Here is a 25,605-nt window from a genome sequence, read left to right as displayed (position 1 = left end):
GGGTTGGCCGTTTTTAGCTTGACGCGCATGGCTTGCGAACCCCGTCCTGCTAAGGGTATGCTGATCTTTGGGCTTTAGCTGAAGAAACTTGCTAATCAGGTTCCATTTTGAAAGGTGCGACCAAACCGCATGTATTTTCTTGGGTGATTTGGGGTACGACCACCTTCGTGGTTTTTCTGGCGCAACTTAAAAACCAAGGCGGCGCTGGGGCTTGGCCAATCGGGGTGTCGGGGATTCTTACGATCTTCATTGCCATACTGGCTTTCGCAAAGCGCGGAGATGTGACGATCACAAAAACAGATTGGGTTTTCCTGGTAACGGCGTCATCTTTTTTACCGCTGTAGTATTTCACCTCGGATCCACTCTGGGCAGTTGTCATTCTCACGACAGTGGATGTGCTGGGTTTCGGCCCTACGATTCGCAAGGCCTATCACCAGCCGAAATCCGAGCCGTTAAACTTTTACGCTTTATTCGCTATCCGCAATCTATTGGTTGTTATGGCGCTTGAACATTATTCATTGACAACCGTGCTATTCCCTGCCGTGTTGGGGCTAACATGCGTATTCATCATGGCTTTGATGATGTACCGCAGGCTAGCTATTGCAGTCGTAAGTCAAGGAGACCAATGATGAAGGTGGTTTGTGCCGATCCGGTCAGGCAACTCCCCGGCAAAATTAGCGAACAACAAAAAAAGGGTCACCCATTAGCCTGTCGTAGTCAACAAGCCAATACAATCCATCAAGGGCGAGTCGGAGTCCAGTATAAAATGCAAAAAAAGGGCGTGGTGGCGGCGGGCCATGAGCAAACTGCAAAAGCGGCGGGATATATTCTCAGCGAAGGTGGCAATGCGTTTGATGCGGTGATTGCCGCTCATTTGGCGGCTTGTGTGGTTGAGCCGGTGCTGTCCTCATTGGCCGGCGGCGGTTTTTTAATGGCCCAAACCGCGGCCGGCGACAATCTATTGTATGATTTTTTCGTGCAAACGCCGGTCACTAAACGAGCGGTCGAAGACACGGATTTTTTTCCGATTTCTGCGGATTTCGGAACGGTCCGGCAGGAATTTCATATCGGCTTGGGCTCGGTGGCGACACCCGGTACCGTCAAAGGACTGTTCTCGGTTCATCGTGAACTCAGTACGCTGCCGATGACGGTTCTGGCCGAGCCTGCGATCGAACTGGCGCGCGGCGGCGTGGTCATGAATGCCTTTCAGGCCTATATCTTTGATATCGTCAAGGCTATTTACCTGGCCTATCCCGACACGCGTAATACCTTTGACAGCAAAACGCATCAAGGCCAATTGCTACAGCAAGGGGAAGTATTGTATCTGCCCGATTTAGCCGATTGCCTTGAGGTGCTGGCTCGGGAGGGCGAAGCGTTTTTTTATCAGGGTGAGATCGCGCGCGCCGTCATAAGACTGTGTGCCGAACGAGGCGGGCACCTGGTCGGCAAAGATTTCAATGATTATCGGCCGGTCAAACGCAAGCCGTTGTCGATCGATTATCGCGAAGCCACCGTGCTGACCAATCCCGCCCCCAGTTCCGGGGGCACGCTGATTGCTTTTGCTTTGCAACTGCTACAAGCTTTCGACCTGTCTCGCCATAGCCCAAGCACGGCCCCGTATCTCGATTTGCTGGCTCAGGTTCAAGATATGACCAATAAGGCGCGCATCGACGCCTACCTTGACGATCACACGCACCATCCCGGAGAGCATGTCTTGGATGCGGAAAACGTCGAAGCCTATCGTAATCAAATCAAACCGGCACCCATCTGTTCCAGGGGAACCACGCAAATCAGCGTGATCGACGGTCAGGGTAATATCGCCAGTCTGACTACCAGCAATGGCGAGGGCTGCGGTGTGTTAATCCCGGGGACCGGCATCATACTCAATAACATGCTGGGTGAACAAGATCTCAACCCCAAGGGTTTTCATCATTGGCCGACCCATGAGAGAATGACCTCGATGATGGCTCCTTGCATCGTGATGCTCCCGGATAAACGGCGCTTCGCCTTGGGTTCAGGGGGTTCCAACCGGCTGCGCACGGCTATACTGCAAGTCCTACTCAATTTGATTGATTTTAAGATGCCGCTGGATCAGGCTGTCACGCATCCGCGCATTCATCATGAAGATGGATTGCTCAGCTTAGAGGGAGGCTTTGATGACAGCGAGATCGCCCGGCTTCTGAAAAATCATCCGAATCATAAAGTCTGGGGCAGCCGCAATTTATTCTTTGGGGGGACGCATTCGGTCGGCAGTTCGCCGGACGGTTTTTTGGGCATTGGCGACCCGCGCCGAGGTGGTTACGCTTTAGAGATTTCATAGCGAGGAAATGTTACCAGGTCTTGCAATCTAGCATGAGATAATCACATGCTCTGCTCGTGACTCACGATTAATTTGACTTAGAAACGCGCATGAATTTCAGGTCCCTGATTTATTCCATGCCCATTACTTAGTGTGTCAGTCTTATCCCTGGCCTTGTGCTTTAGCAATGACCGATTCCGTTAAAATATCGGCCAAGCGCCTGACGCCGGGGCCCGCAAAGTCGGGGTTCGCCAGGATCAGGTAAAGTGGTACTTCTCGTGTATTACCTTCTCTCAAAGGCAATGGCTTTAGAATCCCCGTTCGCAATTGTTCACGAATATGTTCTACGGGTAGCCAGGCAAAGCCATGTCCCATACTGACGGCCTGAATGGATGTGGCCACCTGGCTCACCGTCCAACGCTGATCAACTTCGACCGATACCGAGCGGTTATCGCGCTTTGCGCCAGAATCCCGAATCACAACGTGCCGATGTGCGCGCAAGTCCCGATAACTCAACTCACGGCCTAGCCGATGAAGGGGATGCTCGGCATGAGCGACGGCCAGCAAGCGAATCCGCATCAACAGATTACCCAGAAAACCCGGGGGCAACTGCGGTGAAATGGCCAAATCCACATGCCCGCTGAGCAGCGCATCCGAGGTTCCTCCTAAAACCGACTCGATCAATTCGACTCGCGTCCCGGGGCTCTCCTGGCCGAAACGCGCCAGGCACGTCAATAACAGCTCGGCGGGAAACAGGATTTCAGCGACGAGGGTGATAACGGCTTCCCAGCCGGCCGAAAGTTTATGCGCCGCGCGTTCTAAATCGCCGGCTTCATTCACCAGAGCCAAGGCGCGCCGGTAGAGCATTTGTCCGGTCGGGGTAAGTATGGCCTTGCGCCCTTGAATCTCAAAGGCTTTAACGTCCAGCAAGGATTCGATTTTTTGTACGGCATAACTGACGGCCGATTGACTTTTGCACAGTTTTTCTGCGGCTTGGGCGTAACCCCCGGCGTCCACGACTTCAATCAAAGACCGCCATTGCTCCAGTGTAATATGTGGATTCATGATAACTTATCGAATAAATAGATAAATATAGGCTAATTATTATGCTTTTTTATCGTTTTAGTAAGGGGTTAAATAGCATCACATTCAATGAATAGAGGAAAAGACGATGACAACCCTGTTGCAAATCAATTCAAGTATCTTTTCGAATGGCGGTCAGTCCAGCCAATTAGCCAATGCGTTTGTCGCCAAATGGCGAGTCAGGAACCCGGAAACAAAGGTGGTCGTGCGTGATTTGGCCAATGAACCATTGCCTCACCTGGATGCGCAGCGGGTTTCGGCCTACTTCGCGCAGCCCGGTGCCCGGACGCCGGAACAGCAGTCCTTTGTCGACGAATCGGAGACACTGATCGACGAGATCAAGCAGTCGGATGTCATCGTCATCGGTTTGCCGATGTACAATTTCGGTATTCCCTCGACGCTGAAAGCCTATTTTGACAGGATAGCCCGTGCCGGGTTGACTTTCCGTTATACCGAGAACGGCCCCGAAGGATTGCTGCCGGGCAAAAAAGTCTACGTTTTTGCGGCCAGAGGCGGGATGTATGCGGGAACGGCTCTGGATAGCCAAACCAATTATGTGCGCGATTTTCTCAATTTTCTGGGCATCACCGATATTGAATTCGTCTACGCGGAAGGGCTTAATATGGGTGAACAGGCCAAGGATCAGGCGCTGGCCGGAGCCCATCGGCGGCTTGCAGAATTAGCCGACTGAATCGCAAGCCGAAAACTTTGAGACTGTCTTCAACAAAAGTTAGATTCGGTATCGCCTTCCAATCTACGCCGGAAAATAACATTTTATGTTTATCCAATCCACCGAGGAGCTTCATTATGAAACGCATCACACTATTATCGTTAGCGGCGACTTTTTCGACGGCTACCTTAGCCGCGCCCGAAACCTACGTCATCGACGGCAGCCATACCTTTCCCAGCTTTTCTTACAGTCATCTCGGATATTCGACCCAAATGAGCCGTTTCGACAAGACGTCCGGCAAAATCGTACTCGATCGCCAGGCAAAAACCGGTTCAGTGGAAGTCACGGTCGATACGACGTCGGTCAATACCGGCTTGTCGTTATTCAACGAACACATCCAGGGTGAAGATTTTCTGGATACCGCCAAGCACCCCACAATGACATTCGCTTCCGACAAACTCCTATTCGAAGGTGACATGTTGGTGGCGGTGGATGGCACGTTGACGTTGAAAGGGATCGCCAAACCCGTGACGTTGACCGTAACATCGTTCCAGTGCATACCGCACCCCATGTTGGAAAAAGACGCTTGCGGCGCTAACGCTACCGCCGTCGTCAAGCGGTCCGACTTCAACATGAGCAAATACGCACCTCAGGTAAGCGACGAGGTGACCCTTACCATCCCGGTCGAAGCCGTCAAGGAATAAGCTTCGCATCATTCGACCACTGTAAATAGGAGGTCGTTAACATGAGGAAACTGACATGAGCATACGCACGCTTCAACAAATCATTCCAGCCATTGCGACTTCGGACGGCGGCGGCGTTAAACTGCGTCGTAGCCTTGGACAAAAGCAAGCACTGCGGGTCGATCCTTTTTTGATGCTGGATGAATTTTCTTCCGAGCATGCCGACGACTACATCGCCGGTTTTCCGGATCACCCGCATCGCGGCTTCGAGACCGTTACCTATATGCTGGAGGGACACATGCTGCACCAGGATCATCTCGGCAATCGGGGCGATTTAAAAAGCGGCGGCGCACAGTGGATGACCGCCGGCCGAGGTATTATTCATTCTGAAATGCCCCAACAAGAAAGCGGTCGCATGCGAGGCTTTCAGCTTTGGGTCAACTTGCCTGCGAAGGAGAAAATGAAACCGGCCGGCTATCAGGATGTCCGGCCTGAAGAAATTCCGTTGCAAAAATTGCCGGGCGGAGGGCAAGTCAAAATTATTGCGGGGATTGCCGACATCGCCGGCAATCCCATCGCCGGGCCGATTCAGGGAATAAGTACCGAGGTCTTGTTTTTGGATGTTAGGCTACCTGCGGGCGAAACTTTTAACCTCGCGATAACTAAAGATCACAATGCCTTTGTTTATCCCTATGAGGGCACATTGGCGATAGGACCCGCGGCAAATAGACATATCCTGGCATCGCACAGTGCCGGGGTTCTTTCCGATGGCGACCGGATTGAAATCTTGGCTGAAGAGCACGCAGCGGCATTCTTGCTGTTGGCCGGCCGGCCGTTAGGAGAGCCGATCGCTCAGTACGGGCCTTTCGTGATGAACACGCGAGAAGAAATCGAGCAGGCCATGGCCGACTATAGGAATGGGCAACTGGTATGAGCGGTTGCCGTTGTCGCCCATCGTATCGTCCAACACCATATAACCGTTTGATTGGAGTCGGATCCGCGCGATGAAAAAACGAACCCAATTCCACGGCCGGCTTGATTGTAAACCCGTGTCATGAAACGATTGCGCATGAATTCGGCAACCGAAGTCAAAATCCACCTTCTATATCAAATTCATCTATGAAAACAGCCACGGCGGCGATGACCGTCAATAGCTCCGCCCCCATCATTTCCGTGTGCGGCGTCAACAAGACCTATGCCGGCGGTTTCCAGGCGCTCAAAAAAATCGACCTGGACATCAAACGCGGCGAGATATTCGCCTTGCTCGGACCCAACGGTGCGGGCAAGACGACGTTGATTAGCCTCATCTGCGGCATCGTCAAGGCCACTTCCGGAACCATCATCGCCGACGGGCACGACATCATGCGAGACTACCGCGCGGCGAGGGCAACCATCGGTTTGGTGCCGCAGGAACTGCATACGGATGCGTTTGAATCGGTCTGGGCGACGGTCAAATTCAGCCGGGGACTGTTCGGCAAGGCGCCCGATGCAGCCTACTTGGAAAAAGTCCTGCGCGACCTGTCCTTGTGGGACAAGCGGAACGCAAAAATCATGACGCTCTCGGGCGGTATGAAACGCCGGGTTCTGATTGCCAAGGCGCTCGCGCATGAACCAACGATATTGTTTCTCGACGAGCCGAGCGCCGGCGTGGATGTGGAATTACGGCACGACATGTGGCGAATGGTTCGAACCCTTCGTGCGCAGGGTACTACGATCATTCTGACCACTCATTACATCGAGGAAGCCGAAGACATGGCAGACCGCATCGGAGTGATCAGCAAGGGTGAACTGATCGTCGTTGAAGACAAAGCGGTGCTCATGCGCAAGCTCGGCAAAAAGCAGCTCACCCTGACTTTGCGACGCCCGATGACCGGCATCCCGGCCGGATTGAGCGCTTGGCCGTTAGTGCTCTCCGACGATGGACATGTCCTGGTTTATAGCTTCGACGCCCAGGAAGAAGAAACCGGGATTGCCGAGCTGTTGCGTACGCTCGCCGAGCACGGCATCGAATTCAAAGATTTACGCTCCAGGGAGAGTTCACTGGAGGACATTTTCGTCAGCTTGGTACATCGGCCCAAAGGAACACAGGAATGAATATTTATGGCATTCGCGCCATTTACCATTTTGAAATGGCGCGCACTTTTCGTACGCTGTGGGAAAGCATCGTAGCGCCGGTGCTGACCACCTCGCTGTATTTCATCGTATTCGGCAAAGCCATCGGTTCGCGTATGGGCGACATCGACAATGTCAGCTATGGCGCCTTCATCATCCCAGGGCTGGTAATGCTGAATTTACTGAACGAAAGCATTTCCAATGCTTCTTTCGGCATCTACATGCCCAAGTGGGCGGGGACTATTTACGAGTTATTATCGGCACCGGTTTCATGGTTCGAAGTGCTGATCGGTTATGTGGGGGCGGCGGCAACCAAATCGGTGATGTTGGGCCTACTCATTCTGGGTACCGCGCGCATTTTCGTGCCCTACGAGATCGCCCATCCAGTGTGGATGGTTGCCTTTCTGTTGCTGACGGCGGTGACTTTCAGTCTATTCGGCTTCATTATCGGCCTGTGGGCCGATAGCTTTCAGAAACTTCAAGTGGTCCCGATGTTGATCGTTACGCCGCTGACCTTTCTAGGCGGCGCGTTCTATTCCATCGATATGTTGCCGCCACTGTGGCAGAAGATCACGCTGTTCAATCCGGTGGTGTATTTGATAAGCGGTTTTCGCTGGAGTTTTTACGGAATAGCTGACGTGGATGTCGCCGTCAGCATCGGCATGACGTTTGGCTTTCTCATGACATGCCTGATTTTTGTATGGTGGGTGTTCAAGACGGGTTACAAGATAAGACATTGAGGCGGTGCTTACTTTGCGGAGTGTTCGTGACTTGGCCGCCGTCGCGGGATGCGCGAATTAAATCGGCCATGACAGATGCAGGTATAGAAAAACGCTTGGATCAATTGAATTCAAGTGGAGAGATATACCGTTTGCCAGCCTTACCTTCACCTCCAAGCCACTAGTTACAAGCCCAAATCGCTCAAACCGGCGTGATCGTCCGGCCGACGGCCCAGCCCCCCCCGCGCACTTTCATTTGTCGGCGCGATGGACAGGTCTTCATTAACGTTATGATAGATGTTTCGATCCATTAAGTTCCTTCCTGCCACGAGGCCTGATAATGCAGCTGTTCCGCGCTTAATGTGTCGATAGTGAGCCCCATCGCCGCCAGTTTCATTTGTGCGACCTGATTATCGATTTCAGTCGGTACCGGAAGTACGGCATTTTCGAGGTCGGCGCCATGCCGCCACAAATAGGCCATGCTCAAGGCCTGATTGGCGAAGCTCATGTCCATCACGGCGGCCGGATGGCCTTCTGCGGCGGCGAGGTTGACCAAGCGTCCTTCGGCCAGCAACCGGACCTGACGTCCGTCTGCCAGCGTATAGGTTTCGACATGGAGGCGCGGACTGTGTTTGTCGATTGCCAGTGATTCGAGCGCCGGTATGTTGATCTCGATATTAAAGTGGCCGGAATTGGCGATCACGCAGCCGTCTTTGATAACCTTAAAATGCGCTTTGTCCAGTACATGCTTGTCGCCGGTGGCGGTGACAATGAAATCCGAGCAGGCGGCCGCCTCAAGCATCGGCATGACCCGAAAACCGTCCATTGCCGCTTCCAGCGCCCGCAGCGGGTCGACCTCGGTGACGGTGACCTGTGCGCCATGACCCTTTGCGCGCATCGCGATGCCGCGTCCGCACCAGCCGTAGCCCGCCACCGTGAAGGTCTTGCCGGCCAGCAGAATATTGGTAGCGCGAATGATGCCGTCGAGCGTGCTTTGACCGGTGCCGTAACGGTTATCGAACAAGTGTTTGGTCATCGCATCGTTGACCGCGATCACCGGAAATTTGAGGGCTTTATCCGCCGCCATCGCGCGCAGACGTATTACCCCTGTCGTGGTTTCTTCGCTGCCGCCGATCATATCGTCCAGTAACTCTCGGCGATTTTTATGCAGTTCGCTGACCAAGTCGGCGCCATCGTCCATCGTGAGTTGCGGTCGGTGATCCAGCGCCTTTTCGATGTGGCGGTAATAGGTGTCGTTGTCTTCGCCTCGTTTCGCAAAGATCGGAATCCGATGATGTTTCACCAGCGAAGCCGCGACATCGTCTTGCGTACTGAGCGGATTGCTAGCGCATAAAACAAGCTCGGCACCGCCGGCTTTCAGTGTGCGGGCCAGGTTTGCGGTTTCGGTGGTGATATGCAGACAACCGCTAATGCGTGCCCCGGCCAATGGTCTTTCGCGCTTAAAACGTTCTTGAATCGTGCGCAGCACCGGCATTTCGGAAAAAGCCCATTCGATGTGCTCATTGCCTTGATCCGCAAGAGAAAGGTCGTTGATGTCGTGGTCGATTTCGAGCATAGTTGTTTCAACCGAGTGAATGGTAAGTATTCAATTCCCCTCTTTGAAAAGAAAAAGAGGGGTTAGGGGCTGAGGTATCCTCACGAAACAGCCAAATAAAACAATTTGCTATGGCTGAAAATTGATAGATGTATTGATTTTTTTCATCGTTCCTACGCTCTGCGTGGGAATGCATCCCGGGACGCTCTGCGTCCCTAGAGGTCGATAATCCCGACAAGAGCAACGATACATTCTCTACAGTTTCTTAATCCGATTGCCCGCCGCAGTCGACGCAGAGCGTCTAAAGCGACATTCCCACGCCGAGCATGGGAACGAACGTTTTGTGGGGATACATCAGGGTTAGGGGAGATTTTTTATATAAATCCCCCTTAATCCCCCTTTTTCAAAGGGGAGGGCAATCATTAAGCTGCCGTGTGTTTCAGCTATTGATTAACGAATATCCTCGGTAGTCAATTCGCCAAGCGGCTTGCCTTTGTATTCGCCAGTGAGCGTTTTCAGGAAAGCAACCATATCGCCGATTTCATCGCTGCTGAAGTCTTTGTCGAGCTGCACTTGTCCCATCACGCGGACCGCGTCGGCAAGCGTTTCGGCTGAACCGTCGTGGAAATAAGGGAAGGTCAGTTCGATGTTGCGCAGCACCGGCACCTTAAAGAAATGACGATCTTTTTCCTCTTTAGTGACATTGAAACGGCCGTTGTCGACTTCGGTCAACTCGCCGCCGCGTTGTTTGAAATAATCGCGCGCGACTCCCATTTTTTCATACGACAAGCCGCCGAGTGCCGGGCCTGAATGGCACGATGCGCAATGCGTCTTGAACAGTTCATAACCGGCTTTTTCTTCGTTCGTCAGAGCGGTCACGTTGCCGCGAAGGTACTGATCGAAGCGGGAATTTGGTGTAACCAGCGATTCCTCGAACACGGCTATCGCATGTGTTACGGTTGTTTTGGTCAAGCCTTGATCCGGATAAAGTTTTGCGAAGGCTTGTTGATAGGCTTCGTCTTGCTTGAGTTTTTCGACGACCTCATCCCAGACCGCGCCCATTTCGATCGGGTTCGCCACCGGTCCTGCCGCTTGTTCCTGAAGGTCTTTTGCACGTCCGTCCCAGAATTGCGCGAGGTTATACATCGCAACATAGACGGTCGGTGAGTTGATCGGTCCCAACTGGCCGCGAATGCCGGTTGCAACTTTGGCTTGATCGGTGCCGCCGCGCGTTAAGTCATGGCACGATGCGCAGTTAAGCGTGTCGTCACCGGACAGTCTGCGGTCGTGAAATAGTTTGTCGCCGAGTGCGACAATTTCGGGATCGAGATCGACCGTAAGTGGTAGCGGTTGCACCGGTTCGCCCTTGAATTGATTGGCGGCGTCCCTGCTCCATGGATGTTTGGCGCGCTCTTCAGCGACCCAGGTAAGTAGCGTCGTTTTTTCGTCATGGTTCAACTTGCCGTTCCAATGCATCAGAAGGTATAGCGCCGGCGGCATGCTGTCGTTGCGGATAACGCCTTCTAGCCGGGCCAACATTAATGGTGTGAAGCTTTCCTTGCCGCTGTAGGCTTCTTTCGTCAGCAACAATCGTTCGCTGGCCTCTTCGATGTCGTGCTCCATCAGTTGTTTTGCGATCGGCAGGCCAGAATAGATCGGCATGCGGGTCATGCCAGGTGAATGACAGTCGACGCATTTGTTTTGCAAAACCCGCGAAGCCTTCGCAAAAGCTTCCGATTTACCGTTAATCACTTCGATCGGCTCGTTTTCGCCGGACAAGCCAATCAAGTTCGAAATCGGCAGAAACAGGATGACTGCCACCAGAAGGATAATGAACCATTGGGCTTTTTTCATTGTTCGACTCCGCGTTTTTTGCACTGTCTTGGAAAAAGGATTATTCCTGCAAACGATATAAGTATTCAGTCAGAGCAAGAATACGGCTGCGAGCGGCCGATTCGGTATCGGCCTCGGGATAGTTGTTGAAATACAGAGAGGTTTGGTTGGTAAAGGCTCGGCCCCAGATCGGCATGTCGCGTGGCCCGTGAGATTTGACTTCCTCCCTTCCGTCGATGATCTTATAGACGCGGTCGAACGGGAATACGCCGTTGTTGTTCTTGGCTAAAACGGTTAGATTCGGAACCGGTCTCACCAGCAAGGCTTTAAATGGGCCGTCGTCGCCTTTTCCGTTGATTCCATGACAAACTGCGCATGCCGATTCGTATTCCAGTTTGCCGACATCCAATTTTTTGTCGGCAAATGCTGTTGTCGCGGTTGAGCCGGCAAGTATCGCGAAACTAAAAGCGGCTGCGGTTGAACTGAACAACGTTCTGTTTTTCATAATGCCTCCAAAGTATCGAGTTGACTTTATTGAAACAGTACTGGCTTACCGATGCTTGTGTTCGTGACGTTCGATCGGTTCCGTTTTTAATGTGCCTTTTAAAAAGGCTTCAATGGCAAGATCGGGTTCGATCATTTTCGTAACAAGAACTTTGATGTTTTTTTCCGCTAATCGACGCGCCAGGCCGTCGCCGATGCCGCCACAGATTAGAACGTTTATATCATCCAGCGGAGTAGGCTCGAAGCGGGATGTTTCATGAAAAGACTGCTCCTTGGTCAGTTCCAAAATCTCCTTCCCGGTAACGCTTTCATGTTCGACCCGGTATATCCAGAATTTTCTACACCGGCCGGTGTGGCCGGTGATTTCCTTGCGGTTTTGACTGGCGACGGCAATTTTCATGATTATCCCCAATCAATAGGATGGCGGCATCAACGGTTCGATACCTTCGAATTGCGCGCTCGGATGATGTTTGACGATCAATTGGCTGATAGTATCGATGCGTTCACTCGGGATATCGATCATAACCAAGAACGCGCCGTTTTCGATTGCTTCGGAGTATTGCTTGACGCGCGAATTACCAACTTCGAGTCCGGCTAGACCGCTCATGATTGTGCCAATTGTCGCACCGTAGAGCAAGACACCTAGAACCGGGCCTCCGGCAATGGCAAATCCGGCAAATCGTAAACCGACAAGTCCTGCGAGTAGTCCTGTTGCCCCACCTAACGCAGCACCACGTTCCATTGCGGGAACAAAGTCGGTTTTTTGAAATTCCGAAGCTTCGGGTAAGTCATCGAGCGGCGTGTCGCGTTTGGCAAGTATGTGTATGTGTCTATCTTCGATCCCTTCCAAACGAAGTTCGTCAACGATTTTATGTGTGGTTCCAATGTCCGGGGACAAAAAGTAAATTCTTCTCATGAGCTTTCCTGTATGTATTCAATAATTAAAAATTATAGTCTACATTTTTGTCGACGTGACATTGGCTAATTGAATTATATCCATCTTAGATCAAAATTCGGCGCCGGGGCATCGTCCTGTCAAGCGAGTCACAGAACCCTAGACAAAAATCAAAACTCCAGGAAGTTATTTTCGCGAAATCCTAAAATGATTGATGAGTCAGTGCAACTTTATCAATTAAACCGTACCCGATGTGAATCAAAGTTTGGTTTAGAGTACAGTGGAATTTAATGGAATGCGTTAAAATTTACCCATGTCATCATAAAACGAACTTTCCCAACAAAAACCCGATGAATGATAAATGGCGCATCTTCAAGTAGAGTTTACCGAAGATTTGTTGCTCGAAAGGGAAGCCATCCGCAAGGACTTTAAACAAAAGCGCAAAGGAGGTTTTGAAGCGCTTCGGCTGAATGGTGTTTTCATTAACAATGGCTGATTGCGTCAATGGCCCATTCGCAAATAACTTTGTTACGCCCGGTTTCTTTGGCTTTATATAGGGCCTGATCGGCGCGTAAGATAAAGCTTTCAATTGTATCGTTTTGTTTTCGAGTCGCGATACCGATCGATAACGTAATGGTGCCGATCGATTCGTTGCTATTTTTGCGTTTTAGTCTGCTGTTTTGTAATGATGTTCTGATTTTTTCGGCAATATCCTGCGCTGCGGATAATGAAGTGTTGGGCATGATGATGGCCAATTCCTCACCCCCGTAACGAGCGACATAATGATGTTTTTCGCTATACTTTTTCAGTAGCGATGCGGTGAATTTCAACACATTGTCGCCGATTAAATGTCCGAATTTATCATTAACCTGCTTAAAGTGGTCCAGATCCAATAGTGTGAGGCAAATGTCTTTGTCGCTCGATTCCTCGAGGAGGTTGGTTAGCGTCTCATCAAATGTTCCGCGATTCAATAGCCCGGTAAGTGCATCGACAGTCGCCGCTTCCTTGACTTTTGAAAGTTCCTTGCGCAGCTGTTCCATTTCTTTGTTAGCGGCTTCCAGTTGTGACTTAAAATGATCGCTGGTGTCAATTAAGTCCTTTGTTTCGCCGGCAATTTCCGTCAGTACGGTTTTCAATTCTTCCAAATTCGTTATGCTTTCCAGGCGTATCGATTTTTCCTCAAAACTATCGCTGGCTTCGGATGCTTTTTGCTGGGTTTCATTAACCGATTTTTCGGTATGATTAATGATCCTTTGTATATCTTGATTGATTTTGTCGAACGATACCAGCGCCGCGTGACAGATATGTTTTTTATATAAAGCTAGGCCGGTCTCCATGTCGAAAGGATTATTTTCGGCAATGAGTTGGTCGACGGCGGCCTTGAGGTTGTCATTGTAACTCGCTGTATATTCGTAAAATACGGCATAATTGATTGGGGTTGGGGTAATTTTATTTCGCATCATGAGTTTAACGATGCGATGCATGAATTGAATGTTTTCTTCGGTGGAGTAGTCGTAATCGGTTCTAAACGGCATGGGGATAGGTGTCCGGGTAGTCAAGTATCAATAGACAAGATAGACGATCATCCGTGAGTCATACTGTAATTTCTAAGCAGGTGTTCGGCTGGTGTCTCGGATTGCAAGGGTAGTTTGTAAAGAATGCGTCGGAGCGTTACGAGATCGATTTTTCTTATGGTTTTTTTATACAGAAGAGCTTAGTTTATTCGTTCCATTTTACAAGTGTCTTATTTCGTTATATACATCGCACATCTCTTACCAGCAATTCCCAGTTTGAGCGTTTTCGCTGGGCTTAGGGTGTGGGGCATGCCTGTCGAGGAACGCCGTGAACCCGTCCATGGGGGCTTGACGGCAGCTCCCTGCTGCCGACATCCTCGCCAAGCATGCCCCACACCCTATTTGATCCCCAAATTGGGAATTGCTGATCTCTTACTCTTTAGGAACGAGCATGAAATAACTTCGATAACTTCTGGGAGGGGGTTCGGTAGCTCGCTTGATAGGTGTCGGCGGCAGGGCAGATTTTTGCTCCTGCAAAATCTGCATTCATGCCATCCTTGGCAATCAGTCGCCGCCGTCAAGCCTACATGGAAGTATTCACCCAGCACCTAAATTCCATAGTCCATTGGCTATGGTTAACTACCGTGGATAATTTAGGTGCTGGGTTCACGGCGTCCTGTCAAGCGAGTCACCAAACCGCCACAAAACCCTACTACTTGTAGCAGTTATTTTGTGCATATTCCTTAGACGGTTTTTTCGATCGAAAAGAAGTAGCAAAAGCGATAAATAAAAACCAATGAAAAAAAATTTTCGGATACCTTTATAATTATTCCCAATGATGATTACCCTTCAAACGTTTAACAAATGATGGCAAAAACCGGGTCTTACCGGATATTAATGGTGGAAGACGATCCCGGCGATGCTAATTTGGTGCGCCAGGCTTTGCGTGCGTCTCGGGACGTCCATTTCGAAATTATTTGGTCGACAACCTTGACCGAGGCTAAACGCCAGTTGCAGGACGGATCGCTCGATGTAGTTTTGCTCGATTTGACCTTGTCCGACTCGAGTGGGCTCGATACCGTAGATGCGGTTCGTCAAGCCGCCCGGACTTTACCGTTGATTGTCTTGACCGGTAATGACGATAGTCAATTCGCATTGCGGACATTGGATTGCGGAGCCCAGGATTATTTAGTCAAAGGTCGTTTCGAAACAGACGGATTGGTGCGTGCGATTCGTTATGCGGTTAGCCGAGGACGCCTTGAACAACGTTTGGCCGAAACCGGCATGCATTTGCGTACGTTAATCAATGCGATGCCGGATATTGTTTGCTTTAAGGATGGCGAAGGGCGTTGGCTCGAAGCAAACGATTTCGATTTGAAATTATTCGGTTTGGAGCATGTCGATTATCGAGGTAAAAAAGATTCCGAGTTAGCGGCTTACCAAGACTTTTATAAAGAGGCTTTTTTGGCCTGTGAAGCCAGCGACGAAAAAGCTTGGCAATCCGGTGTAATTTCCCGGGCTGAAGAAGAAATTCCCCGCCCCGACGGATCTTCGCGAACGTTTGAGATCGTTAAAATTCCGTTGTTTCATGAAGATGGTCGCCGTAAAGGCTTGGTTGTTGTTGGGCGCGATATTAACGAGCGTAAACAAGCCGAGGCGCGCCATAGACTTTCCACTCGTGTCTTTGAGACGGCCGGCGAAGCGATCATGGTGACTGATGCCGATGCGAACATTATTACCGTTAATCCGGCCTTTACGCGCATTACCGGTTATACCGAAGCTGAAGTGCAAGGAAAAAACCCTCGCCTTTTAAATTCAGGGCGATATAGTAAATTGTTTTGGGCTGAAATGTGGCGATCGTTGCAGAATAAAGGGGAATGGGCCGGCGAAATCTGGAATCGACGCAAGAATGGAGAGCTGTTTCTGGAATGGGAAACGATCAGCGCGGTTAGGGATGAGCGAGGAAACGTGACGCAATATATCGCCGTATTTGCCGATCTAAGCGAAATCAGGCGCGCACAAGAGGCGGCCGAAAAACTGGCGTGGCGCGATCCGCTGACCGGTCTTGGCAACCGTGCTCTGTTCTTGAAGGAATTGGAGCAAACCTTGATTAGTACTGATCGGGAAGGTCGATGTGCCGGCGTGCTCATATTAAATCTTGACCGTTTTAAGGATATTAATGAAGCTCGCGGACTGGCGATCGGCGATGAATTACTTAAAACCGTTGCTAACCGCTTGTTTGATGCATTGAGTGATGATGATTTATTGGCAAGATTGGATTCCGACGAATTTGCCGTTTTGCTGACACGCCAATCGCCTACGCAAGAAGCGTTCGGACGAGAAGCGTTAGCTCTGGCGGAAAAACTGCGAGCTGAATTGCGCCGCGGTTTCGAGGTCGACAAAGAGCTATTGCATCTCGATGCTGCGGTCGGAATCGCACTGTGTTCCGAAGGGAACGGTGAAACAGCAATCGATATATTACGCCAGTCCGATATGGCCATGCATCGCGCTAAAACAGAAGGCGGAGGACGTGTTGTGTTCTTCGAAACTGCGATGGGTGATGCGGTCAAGGAGCGTTTCAAGCTCGAAGGCGAATTGCGTACGGCGATCGCCGAAGGACAACTCAAACTTTATTTGCAGCCACAGGTCGATAGCGACGGTGTCCAGGTTGGAGCGGAATCTCTAGTGCGCTGGCAACACCCCGAACGAGGCTTGATCATGCCCGGAGTATTCATTCCGCTGGCCGAAGCCACCGATTTGATAGTAGCGCTCGATCGCTGGATGCTTGGTTCGGTTTGCAGGATATTGGCCGAACTCGATGGCGAAGGCTGTTCGATTCGGCTTTCGGTTAATATCAGTCCAAGGCATTTTGAACGCTCGGATTTCGTGGGGGAAATAAAGCGGCAATTGATGTTGAGCGGTGCCGATCCGACACATTTGGTTTTGGAAGTGACCGAAGGATTAATGATCGGTAATCTCGAAGATGTAGTGGCTAAAATGACTACGTTGTCGACGATGGGCATTCATTTTTCGATGGATGATTTCGGTACCGGCTATTCGAGCTTGGCTTATTTAAAACGCTTGCCGATACATGAAATAAAAATTGATAAAAGTTTCATTCAAGATGCGCCAACCGATCCGAACGATGCCGCATTGGTCGAAACTATTTTAGCGGTTGCGCAACATTTGAGCTTGCAAGTAGTGGCTGAAGGGGTGGAAACTCGAGCGCAGAGCGATTTTTTGAAAGCTCGCGGCCGAGTGATTTATCAAGGGTACTTATACGGTAAACCCGAGCCGGCGGAAAGTTGGTTGCAACGCTTGAGAGATCAGTAAGAGGCAGCACGAATTGTCGAAGTTGTTTGTTAAGTTATTATTACTTAGGAACATGCACAAAATAACTTCTACAAGTAGTAGGCTTTGCGGCGGTTCGGTGACTCGCTTGACAGGACGCCGTGAATACGTCCATGTAGGCTTGACGGCGGGGTATCTGATTGCCAGGGATGGCATGAATGCAGATTTTGCAGGAGCAAAAATCTGCCTTGCCGCCGACACCTGTCAATCGAGCCTCCGCTCCCCCTTCCAACAGTTGTCGAAGTTATTTCATGCTCGTTCCTTAGTCATTAGCATTGAACTATCGTTTGTTGAACACCGGATGGTCCGATGAAAAAGCTTGCCGGAATAGACAAAAACGCTTCTAACTGTGTCGGACTAGTTTTTTTGTGCATTCTTTTTGAGTCAACTGTTTTGGCAGAACCTCTGAAAATAGGCGTCTTGGCTTATCGTTCTAAAGACTATATTCAGAAGCAATATCAACCGCTAGCGGATATTTTGAATCAAGCGGTTCCGGATTGCGAATTTAGTGTCGAGGCAATGGATTATGAGGAGTTGGAGCAGGCAGTCGCGACGCGTCAAATCGATCTTATTTTAACGAATCCATCCCATTATTGGCTAATGGCTTACCGAAGCGGTTTGTCGGCGCCTTTGGCAACTTTGGTTAAAAGTGAGGGTGATCGAGCGCTTTCAGCATTTGGCGGCGTTATTTTTACACTGGCCGATCGTAAACAGCTTCGGCATCTGTCCGATTTGCGCGGAAAAACTGTTGCCGTTGCTACGACCCGGTCGCTGGGCGGCTACCAAATGCAGGCTCATGAATTAATGAAAAATAATTTATATGCCGGTCAGGATTTTAAGCCATTGATAACAGGGATGCCTCATGACCGGGTCATAGAAGCCGTATTTAACGGCGATGCCGAGGTCGGTTTTGTGCGTAGCGGTGTGCTTGAGTCGATGGCTCTGCAAGGAAAACTCGACCTGACCCGAGTGCATGTACTAAATCGTCAAGATTTACCCGATTTTCCTGCTGCGATATCGACGCGTTTGTTTCCCGAATGGCCTATTGCGTCTTTGCCTCATATTAACGAAACGCTGGCTCGTCGTGTTGTAGCCGCTTTATTCTTATTAACCGACAATCCCGAGGTTACGCACCAATTAGCAATTCGTGGTTTTACCATTCCGGCCGATTACACCGCTGTGGCGGATTTGTTGCGAGACTTGCGTTTACCTCCTTTCGATTCGCCCCCCCGTTTTACGCTTGAGGATGTTTGGCAGCGTTACTCGCTGCAAATTATTTCCGCTGTAGTCATTGCCGCTTTGATCTCGTTATTGAGTTTGAGTCTATGGAGGGTCAATAAGAAATTACAGGCGGAACGTCGGCGTGTGTTACAAAAGACCGAGCTTTTGACGCAAACGCGTAATACGCTGGAGGCGATTATTAAAGGAACGTCGTCCGTTGTTGGGGAAACTTTTTTTGCATCGTTGGTTGAATGCTTGGCGAACGTATTGAACATGCGTTTTGCTTTCGTTGCCGAAATAGATGGCAATGATTTTCGAAAAGCGCGAACGATCGCGTTTTGGAACGGTGAAATGGTCGGCGAAAATTTTAGTTACGATATTTGCGGCACGCCTTGCGAGAATGTTATCAAAAAACGGATTAGCGTGTTTTCCGAAAAAGTCGCCGAGTATTTTCCGGATGATGTTTGGCTAAAACAAAACGCCGTAGAAAGTTATGTAGGAATACCGTTGTCGGATAGTCAGGGCCAATTTTTGGGGCATATGGGGGTGATGGATGTCAAGCCGATCGAAGGCCCCGAATTCATGTTGTCTCTATTGAAAGTGTTTGCAACGCGTGCCGCGAGTGAAATGGAGCGTCGGCATGCGACCGAGCAACTCGAGCGAAAAACTGAAGCCTTGCAGCAATCGAATGCCGATCTCGAACAATTTGCTTACAGCGTTTCTCATGATATGCGTCAGCCCTTGCGAAGTATCACCGGGCATTTGCAATTCTTAGCGAACGATTTGAATAATAAATTGGACGAAGACGGTCAGCTTAATTTTAATTTCGTGCTTGAAGGGGCTAAACGCATGGATGCGATGATTATGTCATTACTCGAGTTTTCCCGTGTCGGTCGTAAAACCGAGGCGATGCGCCGGATAGAAAGTCTCGAGGTGCTCAACGAGTCGCTCGCCGGTTTGGCGGCCATCATCAACGAGTCGAAGGCTATCATCGATATCGACGGCGAATGGCCGCAAGTGTATGCGAGTCCGGATGAAATGATTCGTTTGTTTCAGAATTTGATCGGCAATGCGGTTAAATATTGCGAAGGACATAAGCCGCATCTGGAAATAAATTCAAAGCGGGACAATAGCATTTGGCAAGTGCGTATCAAGGATAATGGCATTGGCATCGATCCGGCGCAGATTGATCGTTTGTTCGCTTTTTTCAGCCGCTTGCAACCGCGAACGCGTTTCGAGGGTACCGGAATGGGCTTGGCCTTATGCCGGCGCATTGTCGAGCACCATGGTGGGCGAATTTGGGCCGAATCGAAAGGCGAGGGTTATGGTAGTCTGTTCGCATTCGAAATACCGCTAGAGACGTCTTTGATCGAAAGCAAGACTTAGCCGAAAAATCTTTTCAAGAGTTGGAAAATAGACACTATTGGCACGGATAGACATTGATCCCACAAAGTATGTCCGTTCAATTTATACTCATCGTAGATGAAAATTCGGCCTCGGGGTGCCCGTTAAAGGACGCCGTAAACCCAGCACCTAAATTCCATAGCCTATTGGCCATGATTGATTACATAGATAATTTAGGTGCTGGGTAAATACGTCCATGTAGGCTCTATGCCAGCTCCATGCTGGCAAAGCCTTTATGAACGCTATGGATGGCGTGAATGTCGATTTTGCAGGAGCAAAAATCGACCTAGCACCCCGAGGCCTCCTCCGGCACTGCCGAAATTTGAAGTGCGGAAGGTATAGCTTTATTTTCCTCACAGCAATGACTTTACTTTAGACAATTCAGACATGACATTTAAAACGATAGAATCCTGTGTCGGCAATACTCCTCTGGTTAAATTACAACGCTTGCCCGGAGATTCGTCGAATATTATTTTAGCCAAACTGGAAGGTAATAATCCAGCCGGTTCGGTAAAGGACCGGCCTGCGCTGAGTATGATCAAACATGCCGAAGCGCGTGGAGAAATCAAGCCGGGCGATCGCTTGATCGAGGCGACCAGCGGTAATACCGGTATCGCATTGGCCATGGCGGCCGCGATTAAAGGCTATAAAATGACCTTGATCATGCCGGATAACATGAGCGAGGAACGTAGAGCATCGATGAAGGCTTACGGCGCCGAGATCATCTTGACGCCATCCGCATCGAGCATGGAAGGGGCAATCGATTTGGCCCGGCAAATGGAGCGTGAAGGCAAGGGCCGAATTCTCGACCAGTTTGCCAATCCGGACAATCCGCGCGCGCATTATGAAGGTACCGGTCCTGAAATATGGCGCGATACCGAAGGCCGTATCACGCATTTCGTCAGCTCGATGGGCACGACCGGGACGATCATGGGGACATCGAGCTATCTGAAAGAACAAGATCCCGCAATTCAAATCGTCGGCGTTCAGCCGAAAGGCGATTCGAAAATCCCTGGCATTCGGCGATGGCCGAAAGAATATTTACCGAAAATCTATGACCGAAGCCGAGTCGATAGAATTATCGATATCGATCAAATAACCGCCGAACACACGATGCGGGCGCTGGCGACCGAGGAGGGTATTTTTGCCGGGGTATCGTCGGGCGGAGCCGTTGCTGCTGCATTGAGGTTGTCTGCAGAAGTTGAAAATTCGGTGATTGTCGTGATTATCTGCGATCGTGGCGACCGTTATTTATCGACCGGTGTTTTTCCCGGTTGATCGCTACGGTTATTGACAACTCCCTCTATACTCAAAAAATGGCTAACTTTATGAAGGTGTGGGGTGTGGCTAGCGAGGATGTCGGCAGCAGGGCAGAATTTTGCTCCTGCAAAATCTGCATTCACGCCATCCCTGGCGTTCGAGCGCTGCCGTCAAGCCCCCATGGATGGGTTCACCCAGCACCTAAATTCCATAGTCCATTGGCTATGGTTAACTATATTGGATAATTTAAGTGCTGGGTTCACGGCGGTCCTCGATAGACACATCCCATACCTTTTATCCTTTGACGGTTTTTCGATCAAAAGGGAGTAATACTCGCCATGAAAACGCTTGGAATTTCCTCGTGTTTGTTGATGTCTTCAACGGTAATGGCATTGGATTCGGTTGGCTTGAGAATAGCTACGATCGAAGCTGAAGGTTGGCAGCTTGAAGGTGTTGAGATTCGGTTGTCCGATTTAGCGGCGCCGTCTCAAAATATCGTTTTATCGGTGCAATCTCTCAGTCTTCCCGCGCCCTTCGATGAAATAACATTCGTCGGCATCGAATGTTCGGATTTCAGTTGGCGCGATGATGAAATCCATTGTTTCAAAGGCCGGGCGAAAATCAATAGTGCTTGGTTACAATCGCCGGCTTTCGATTTTCGTTTCAGTATAGGTCCTCGGCGGAGTGAAGTACGCATTGAACGGCTCAAAGCCGGCGGCGGCGAAATTGACGTGCATGCCTCGGTCGAAGACGAGCTCTGGGCGCTTCAAGTAAATTCGCGCGGCTTGCAAAGCGACGCTATCAAACCTTTTATCGATTCCGATGATTTTCAAATAGGCGCAGGGCGTGCCGATATCGATTTCTCTGCCGAAGGACCCGGAATTGAATTAAATAAGCTTTCCGTCCATGCCAGTCTTAAGGGTTTATCCGGACAGGTTACGGACGGTAGTCTTGCCGGCGAAGATATCGATGCCGTATGGTTTTTCCGGGCCGATTCGGTAACGGGCAATTGGCAATGGTTAAGCCGCGCCGAATTTTCCAAAGGAGCATTGTATGTCGAGCCCTGGTTTGTCAAGCTGCCGCCTGAAACTGTCTCGATCAATAGCGCGGGTACTTGGCATGCCGATTCGCGGCGAGTGGACATCGCGCATGTCGATTTTCGTCATCCAGGCGTATTCGAGGTATCCGGCAGCGGTCAGGTTAAAACGATTCCTTCTTTGAGTCTCGAGCAGGGACGGTTTTTTGTCCAAGCGGAAAATTTGCAGTCTGTGTCCGGCATTTATCTCGATTCGCTGCTCTTAGGTACTCCGGCAGAAGGCATGCGTCTGTCCGGGCGTTTAAGCGCCGACGCTTCGATACATCATAATACGCTGCTCGACCTGGCTGTGGATATCGATGGTTTAAACGTAAGCGACAATCAATCTCGCTTGGCTTTAACCGATGGAATCGGGTCGCTGCATTGGTCTGCTCGAGAAGGTCCTGCTAAACCTTCGGTCTTTGCTTGGCAACAGTTACAACTGGGTAATGTGCCGATTGACTCAGCTAAAATATCGTTTTTGACCGAAGCGACCTCGTTTCGCCTATTAAATAAAACGCGATTACCATTACTTGGCGGTGCTCTAGCTATCGAACGTTTCGATTGGACTGCACGCGATAACGACGAGCACGATTTGTTTTTTATCGGCGAATTGGAAGATATTTTATTGGAAGAGTTGACGCAGGCCTTGGACTGGACGCCGATGAGCGGAACGATTAGCGGCAAAATTCCCGGCGTCGATTACCGGGATAATAAGCTTGCTTTGGATGGCGAGTTGACGATTGATGTGTTCGACGGCCGAATTTCGATAGGTCAGCTTGCTTCTACCGGTTTATTCAGTGATTTTTCTCAAGTGTATGGCTCAATCGAGATTGATAATCTTGATCTGGAACAATTGACGAGCAAATTTAAATTCGGCGGTATTCAAGGGCGCTTGTCCGGTTTCGTTCGCGATCTCTATTTGGAAAATTGGCAACCAGTGACTTTTTTTGCATGGTTAGGCACGCCGGATGATGACGATTCGAGTCGCCGAATCAGCCAAACCGCAGTCGAAAATTTAGCCAGTATCGGCGGAGGCGGGGCCACCGACTTGATTTCAAGAACCTTTTTAGGTTTTTTCGAGACTTTCGGCTACGAGCGTCTCGGCATCGGCTGTTATTTGCATAATGGTGTGTGCCAGTTGACAGGTGCGGAACCGGCCGAGAAAGGGTATTACATCGTCAAAGGCGGCGGCCTGCCGAGAATCGATGTGATGGGGTATAATCTCCGCGTTGATTGGAATGTTTTATTGGAGCGTCTGAAACGCATTACGATGGCGTCGGACGACATAGTCATCGAGTAACCGGAGTCAAACATGAAAAAAATATCGATTATCGGCGCCTTGCTGCTAACGGCATGTGTAACGATTAATATCTATTTTCCCGCCGCTGCTGCGGAAAAAGCGGCGGATCAAATCATTAAAGATATACAGCAAACGACTGATTCATCTCAAAAGCCCCAAAGCGACTTACAGTCGTTGAAGATCGTGTTTTATCGATTGATCGACGGAGTATTGAATGTCGTGATTGCGCCGGCGCATGCACAACAAGCCGATCTGTCGATCGACTCGCCCGAAATCAGACGTCTGACCGCATCGATGCAAAACCGTTTTTCGTCATTGAAACCGTATTACGACGCAGGCTACATAGGCATCAGTTCGGACGGTCTTTTAGTGGCCCGTGATCCTTCTGCTGTGCCTTTGCGAGACCGAACTCAAGTCAATCGCTTGGTGGCCGCCGAGAACGCCGATCGTAATCAGCTCTACCAGGCCATCGCCAATGCCAACGGTCAACCCAATTGGTTCGCGCAAATCAAATCGACGTTTGCCGCGCGTTGGATCGGCAATGCTCGGTCCGGTTGGTGGTATCAAGCACCGAACGGCAGTTGGAGACAAAAATAAGCATGGCGCGGAGAAAAAGGGAACGTAAAAAATTACCGGAATCGCGGGTCACAACCGTGATCGACTCGCTGACGCACGATGGGCGAGGCGTCGCTCATGTCGATGGCAAGGCGGTATTTATCGATGCGGCCTTGCCGGGCGAGGAACTCGAATTCGTCTATACCGATATTCGCCGCGATTTCGCTGAAGGCAGAGTCGTCAAACTATTGAGTAAGGCCGAGTACCGCGTCGATGCCGAATGTCCGCATTATGATTTATGCGGCGGCTGCAGTTTTCAGCATGTCGCTTCAAGCGAGCAAATCCATATTAAAGAGGAATTGCTGAAAGAGCAGTTTAAGCGCATCGGTAAGCTTGACATTCCAGAAATTTGGCCGTCGTTGGACGGCCCGCATTGGGGGTATCGGCGCAAGGCGCGCATGGGCGTCAAATATGTCGCGAAAAAGGGGAGGGTATTGGTCGGTTTCCGCGAAAAGCGCCAACCGTTTTTGGCCGAGATCGAAAGCTGCAAAGTCATGCATCCGGTCGTCGGAACGCGCTTAATGGCTTTGTCGGAGATGATCGGCGGCTTGACGATCAGAGAGAAAATTCCGCAGATTGAAGTTGCGATCGGCGATGAGGATTGCGTGCTTGCGGTACGTGTGTTGGAGCCGCCGACCGACGAGGATAAAGAGCGAATGCGTTCTTTTGCGCATAAGCATAATGTGACCTTGTGTCTGCAGTCGAAAGGCCCCGATACGATCGCGCCGATCGATGGCGAACCTGTGGTAACCCCGACTTATGCCTTACCGGATCACGATATCGTTTTTCGCTTCAGGCCGGCGATGTTTACGCAGGTCAATTATGAAATCAACCGGCTCATGGTTAATCGGGTCATCGAAGCGTTGGATTTGACGAAGGATGATGTCGTGCTGGATTTGTTCTGCGGGCTTGGAAACTTTACCTTGCCGATGGCCCGTTACGCAGGCAAAGTTGTCGGTATCGAAGGCGATTTGCCGTTGGTGAATCATGCACGGGCGAATGCCCGCTTGAACAATCTGGATAATGTCGAGTTTCACGCAGCCGACTTGAGTAAGGCGATTGTCGATTTACCGTGGGCGAAACAACGTTATAACAAGATTTTGCTCGATCCGTCGCGCGCCGGCGCATCGGAAGTATTGCATCATTTCAAGCACTGGCAGCCCGAAAGTATCGTCTATGTCTCGTGTAATCCTTCGACCTTGGCCCGTGATGCCGGCATTCTGGTGAACGATTTAGGTTTTAAACTGGTAAAAGCCGGCGTCATGAATATGTTCCCGCAAACCGCGCATGTAGAATCGATTGCGTTGTTTGAAAGGTGAGAGCGGAAAGCAGTAAACGGTAAGCGGAAATTAGGACTTGACAAGTGCTTTTAATGCCGCATCATTTTGCTAACTGCTAACTGCTAACTGCTAACTGCTAACTGCTAACTGCTAACTGCTAACTGCTAACTGCTAACTGCTAACTGCTAACTGCTAACTGCTAACTGCTAACTGCTAACTGCTAACTGCT

The 25,605-nt window shown here is 50.3% G+C and carries 22 protein-coding genes; 14 read left to right on the top strand and 8 right to left on the bottom strand.

What is annotated here, in order from left to right:
* The first annotated feature begins 107 nt into the window (after positions 1-107).
* The gene (locus tag ACRJJO_RS18940) at positions 108-344 is read left to right on the top strand and encodes a hypothetical protein (RefSeq protein WP_431067175.1); all 237 of its coding nucleotides are present in this window, start codon (positions 108-110) and stop codon (positions 342-344) included.
* 281 nt (positions 345-625) lie between these two features.
* Entirely contained in the window at positions 626-2,320 is a 1,695-nt protein-coding gene (ggt, locus tag ACRJJO_RS18935; protein ID WP_431067174.1) for a gamma-glutamyltransferase, read from the top strand.
* A gap of 141 nt (positions 2,321-2,461) precedes the next feature.
* Here the strand turns inward: ggt and ACRJJO_RS18930 are convergent, their stop codons facing one another.
* Complete coding sequence (locus tag ACRJJO_RS18930; RefSeq protein WP_431067173.1) at positions 2,462-3,364, bottom strand: LysR family transcriptional regulator; 903 nt, start codon at positions 3,362-3,364, stop codon at positions 2,462-2,464.
* A gap of 106 nt (positions 3,365-3,470) precedes the next feature.
* On the opposite strand from ACRJJO_RS18930, the gene ACRJJO_RS18925 reads away from it, so the two are divergent.
* The 5 genes from ACRJJO_RS18925 to ACRJJO_RS18905 all read left to right on the top strand — a co-directional run bounded on the left by ACRJJO_RS18925 (position 3,471) and on the right by ACRJJO_RS18905 (position 7,587).
* Positions 3,471-4,073: an FMN-dependent NADH-azoreductase gene (locus tag ACRJJO_RS18925; protein WP_431067172.1), complete on the top strand. Its 603-nt coding sequence runs from the start codon at positions 3,471-3,473 to the stop codon at positions 4,071-4,073.
* A 116-nt stretch (positions 4,074-4,189) separates the two neighbouring features.
* Positions 4,190-4,756, top strand: a complete 567-nt coding sequence (locus ACRJJO_RS18920; RefSeq protein ID WP_431067171.1) for a YceI family protein — start codon at positions 4,190-4,192, stop codon at positions 4,754-4,756.
* A gap of 55 nt (positions 4,757-4,811) precedes the next feature.
* The gene (locus ACRJJO_RS18915) at positions 4,812-5,669 is read left to right on the top strand and encodes a pirin family protein (RefSeq protein WP_431067170.1); all 858 of its coding nucleotides are present in this window, start codon (positions 4,812-4,814) and stop codon (positions 5,667-5,669) included.
* A gap of 185 nt (positions 5,670-5,854) precedes the next feature.
* A complete protein-coding gene (locus tag ACRJJO_RS18910) occupies positions 5,855-6,829 on the top strand; it encodes an ABC transporter ATP-binding protein (protein WP_431067169.1) in 975 nt (324 codons plus the stop codon).
* On the top strand, positions 6,826-7,587 hold the full coding sequence (locus ACRJJO_RS18905; RefSeq protein WP_341328434.1) for an ABC transporter permease: 762 nt from the start codon (positions 6,826-6,828) through the stop codon (positions 7,585-7,587). The genes ACRJJO_RS18910 and ACRJJO_RS18905 overlap by 4 nt, the downstream gene beginning before the upstream one ends.
* Before the next feature lie 164 nt (positions 7,588-7,751).
* Here ACRJJO_RS18905 and ACRJJO_RS18900 read toward each other — a convergent pair whose 3' ends face one another.
* The 6 genes from ACRJJO_RS18900 to ACRJJO_RS18875 form a co-directional block, all read right to left on the bottom strand.
* Positions 7,752-7,877 (bottom strand): hypothetical protein, encoded by a 126-nt coding sequence (locus ACRJJO_RS18900; RefSeq protein ID WP_431067168.1) that lies wholly within the window; start codon positions 7,875-7,877, stop codon positions 7,752-7,754.
* Positions 7,877-9,142, bottom strand: a complete 1,266-nt coding sequence (ahcY, locus tag ACRJJO_RS18895) for an adenosylhomocysteinase (RefSeq protein WP_431067167.1) — start codon at positions 9,140-9,142, stop codon at positions 7,877-7,879. The genes ACRJJO_RS18900 and ahcY overlap by 1 nt, the downstream gene beginning before the upstream one ends.
* A gap of 429 nt (positions 9,143-9,571) precedes the next feature.
* A complete protein-coding gene (locus ACRJJO_RS18890; RefSeq protein ID WP_431067166.1) occupies positions 9,572-10,975 on the bottom strand; it encodes a cytochrome c peroxidase in 1,404 nt (467 codons plus the stop codon).
* 40 nt (positions 10,976-11,015) lie between these two features.
* Positions 11,016-11,459: a c-type cytochrome gene (locus ACRJJO_RS18885; protein WP_431067165.1), complete on the bottom strand. Its 444-nt coding sequence runs from the start codon at positions 11,457-11,459 to the stop codon at positions 11,016-11,018.
* Between the two features lie 45 nt (positions 11,460-11,504).
* Positions 11,505-11,858 (bottom strand): NifB/NifX family molybdenum-iron cluster-binding protein, encoded by a 354-nt coding sequence (locus ACRJJO_RS18880; protein ID WP_431067164.1) that lies wholly within the window; start codon positions 11,856-11,858, stop codon positions 11,505-11,507.
* Between the two features lie 12 nt (positions 11,859-11,870).
* Positions 11,871-12,374, bottom strand: coding sequence for a DUF1269 domain-containing protein (locus ACRJJO_RS18875; protein WP_431067163.1), 504 nt, complete (start codon positions 12,372-12,374; stop codon positions 11,871-11,873).
* A 340-nt stretch (positions 12,375-12,714) separates the two neighbouring features.
* On the opposite strand from ACRJJO_RS18875, the gene ACRJJO_RS18870 reads away from it, so the two are divergent.
* Positions 12,715-12,849 (top strand): hypothetical protein, encoded by a 135-nt coding sequence (locus ACRJJO_RS18870; RefSeq protein ID WP_431067162.1) that lies wholly within the window; start codon positions 12,715-12,717, stop codon positions 12,847-12,849.
* Here the strand turns inward: ACRJJO_RS18870 and ACRJJO_RS18865 are convergent.
* Complete coding sequence (locus ACRJJO_RS18865) at positions 12,836-13,888, bottom strand: diguanylate cyclase (RefSeq protein ID WP_431067161.1); 1,053 nt, start codon at positions 13,886-13,888, stop codon at positions 12,836-12,838. The two genes, ACRJJO_RS18870 and ACRJJO_RS18865, sit on opposite strands and share 14 nt — an antisense overlap.
* An 846-nt stretch (positions 13,889-14,734) precedes the next feature.
* On the opposite strand from ACRJJO_RS18865, the gene ACRJJO_RS18860 reads away from it, so the two are divergent.
* The 6 genes from ACRJJO_RS18860 (at position 14,735) to rlmD (ending at position 25,415) form a co-directional block, all read left to right on the top strand.
* Complete coding sequence (locus ACRJJO_RS18860) at positions 14,735-17,200, top strand: EAL domain-containing protein (RefSeq protein ID WP_431067160.1); 2,466 nt, start codon at positions 14,735-14,737, stop codon at positions 17,198-17,200.
* Positions 17,201-17,611: 411 nt separating this feature from the next.
* On the top strand, positions 17,612-19,825 hold the full coding sequence (locus ACRJJO_RS18855; RefSeq protein ID WP_431067159.1) for a PhnD/SsuA/transferrin family substrate-binding protein: 2,214 nt from the start codon (positions 17,612-17,614) through the stop codon (positions 19,823-19,825).
* A gap of 405 nt (positions 19,826-20,230) precedes the next feature.
* Positions 20,231-21,121, top strand: coding sequence for a cysteine synthase CysM (gene cysM, locus ACRJJO_RS18850; protein WP_431067158.1), 891 nt, complete (start codon positions 20,231-20,233; stop codon positions 21,119-21,121).
* A gap of 320 nt (positions 21,122-21,441) precedes the next feature.
* The gene (locus ACRJJO_RS18845) at positions 21,442-23,481 is read left to right on the top strand and encodes a C4-dicarboxylate ABC transporter (RefSeq protein ID WP_431067157.1); all 2,040 of its coding nucleotides are present in this window, start codon (positions 21,442-21,444) and stop codon (positions 23,479-23,481) included.
* Between the two features lie 12 nt (positions 23,482-23,493).
* Positions 23,494-24,078, top strand: a complete 585-nt coding sequence (locus ACRJJO_RS18840; protein WP_431067156.1) for a YdbL family protein — start codon at positions 23,494-23,496, stop codon at positions 24,076-24,078.
* A gap of 2 nt (positions 24,079-24,080) precedes the next feature.
* The gene (gene rlmD, locus ACRJJO_RS18835; protein WP_431067155.1) at positions 24,081-25,415 is read left to right on the top strand and encodes a 23S rRNA (uracil(1939)-C(5))-methyltransferase RlmD; all 1,335 of its coding nucleotides are present in this window, start codon (positions 24,081-24,083) and stop codon (positions 25,413-25,415) included.
* Positions 25,416-25,605: the final 190 nt, after the last annotated feature.

It is taken from the genome of Methylotuvimicrobium sp. (assembly GCF_050611805.1).
Classification (GTDB): Bacteria; Pseudomonadota; Gammaproteobacteria; order Methylococcales; family Methylomonadaceae; genus Methylotuvimicrobium.
Note: the sequence above shows the minus strand (reverse complement) of the source record. Positions and strands in the feature narration are given on the sequence as shown.

What these genes read in the sequence shown, in the direction of transcription:
- ggt (WP_431067174.1), top strand. Translation starts at nt 626, where the DNA reads ATGATGAAGGTGGTTTGTGCCGATCCGGTCAGGCAACTCCCCGGCAAA.
- ACRJJO_RS18930 (WP_431067173.1), bottom strand. Translation starts at nt 3,364, where the DNA reads ATGAATCCACATATTACACTGGAGCAATGGCGGTCTTTGATTGAAGTC.
- ACRJJO_RS18925 (WP_431067172.1), top strand. Translation starts at nt 3,471, where the DNA reads ATGACAACCCTGTTGCAAATCAATTCAAGTATCTTTTCGAATGGCGGT.
- ACRJJO_RS18920 (WP_431067171.1), top strand. Translation starts at nt 4,190, where the DNA reads ATGAAACGCATCACACTATTATCGTTAGCGGCGACTTTTTCGACGGCT.
- ACRJJO_RS18915 (WP_431067170.1), top strand. Translation starts at nt 4,812, where the DNA reads ATGAGCATACGCACGCTTCAACAAATCATTCCAGCCATTGCGACTTCG.
- ACRJJO_RS18910 (WP_431067169.1), top strand. Translation starts at nt 5,855, where the DNA reads ATGAAAACAGCCACGGCGGCGATGACCGTCAATAGCTCCGCCCCCATC.
- ACRJJO_RS18905 (WP_341328434.1), top strand. Translation starts at nt 6,826, where the DNA reads ATGAATATTTATGGCATTCGCGCCATTTACCATTTTGAAATGGCGCGC.
- ACRJJO_RS18900 (WP_431067168.1), bottom strand. Translation starts at nt 7,877, where the DNA reads ATGGATCGAAACATCTATCATAACGTTAATGAAGACCTGTCCATCGCG.
- ahcY (WP_431067167.1), bottom strand. Translation starts at nt 9,142, where the DNA reads ATGCTCGAAATCGACCACGACATCAACGACCTTTCTCTTGCGGATCAA.
- ACRJJO_RS18890 (WP_431067166.1), bottom strand. Translation starts at nt 10,975, where the DNA reads ATGAAAAAAGCCCAATGGTTCATTATCCTTCTGGTGGCAGTCATCCTG.
- ACRJJO_RS18885 (WP_431067165.1), bottom strand. Translation starts at nt 11,459, where the DNA reads ATGAAAAACAGAACGTTGTTCAGTTCAACCGCAGCCGCTTTTAGTTTC.
- ACRJJO_RS18880 (WP_431067164.1), bottom strand. Translation starts at nt 11,858, where the DNA reads ATGAAAATTGCCGTCGCCAGTCAAAACCGCAAGGAAATCACCGGCCAC.
- ACRJJO_RS18875 (WP_431067163.1), bottom strand. Translation starts at nt 12,374, where the DNA reads ATGAGAAGAATTTACTTTTTGTCCCCGGACATTGGAACCACACATAAA.
- ACRJJO_RS18870 (WP_431067162.1), top strand. Translation starts at nt 12,715, where the DNA reads ATGGCGCATCTTCAAGTAGAGTTTACCGAAGATTTGTTGCTCGAAAGG.
- ACRJJO_RS18865 (WP_431067161.1), bottom strand. Translation starts at nt 13,888, where the DNA reads ATGCCGTTTAGAACCGATTACGACTACTCCACCGAAGAAAACATTCAA.
- ACRJJO_RS18860 (WP_431067160.1), top strand. Translation starts at nt 14,735, where the DNA reads ATGGCAAAAACCGGGTCTTACCGGATATTAATGGTGGAAGACGATCCC.
- cysM (WP_431067158.1), top strand. Translation starts at nt 20,231, where the DNA reads ATGACATTTAAAACGATAGAATCCTGTGTCGGCAATACTCCTCTGGTT.
- ACRJJO_RS18845 (WP_431067157.1), top strand. Translation starts at nt 21,442, where the DNA reads ATGAAAACGCTTGGAATTTCCTCGTGTTTGTTGATGTCTTCAACGGTA.
- ACRJJO_RS18840 (WP_431067156.1), top strand. Translation starts at nt 23,494, where the DNA reads ATGAAAAAAATATCGATTATCGGCGCCTTGCTGCTAACGGCATGTGTA.
- rlmD (WP_431067155.1), top strand. Translation starts at nt 24,081, where the DNA reads ATGGCGCGGAGAAAAAGGGAACGTAAAAAATTACCGGAATCGCGGGTC.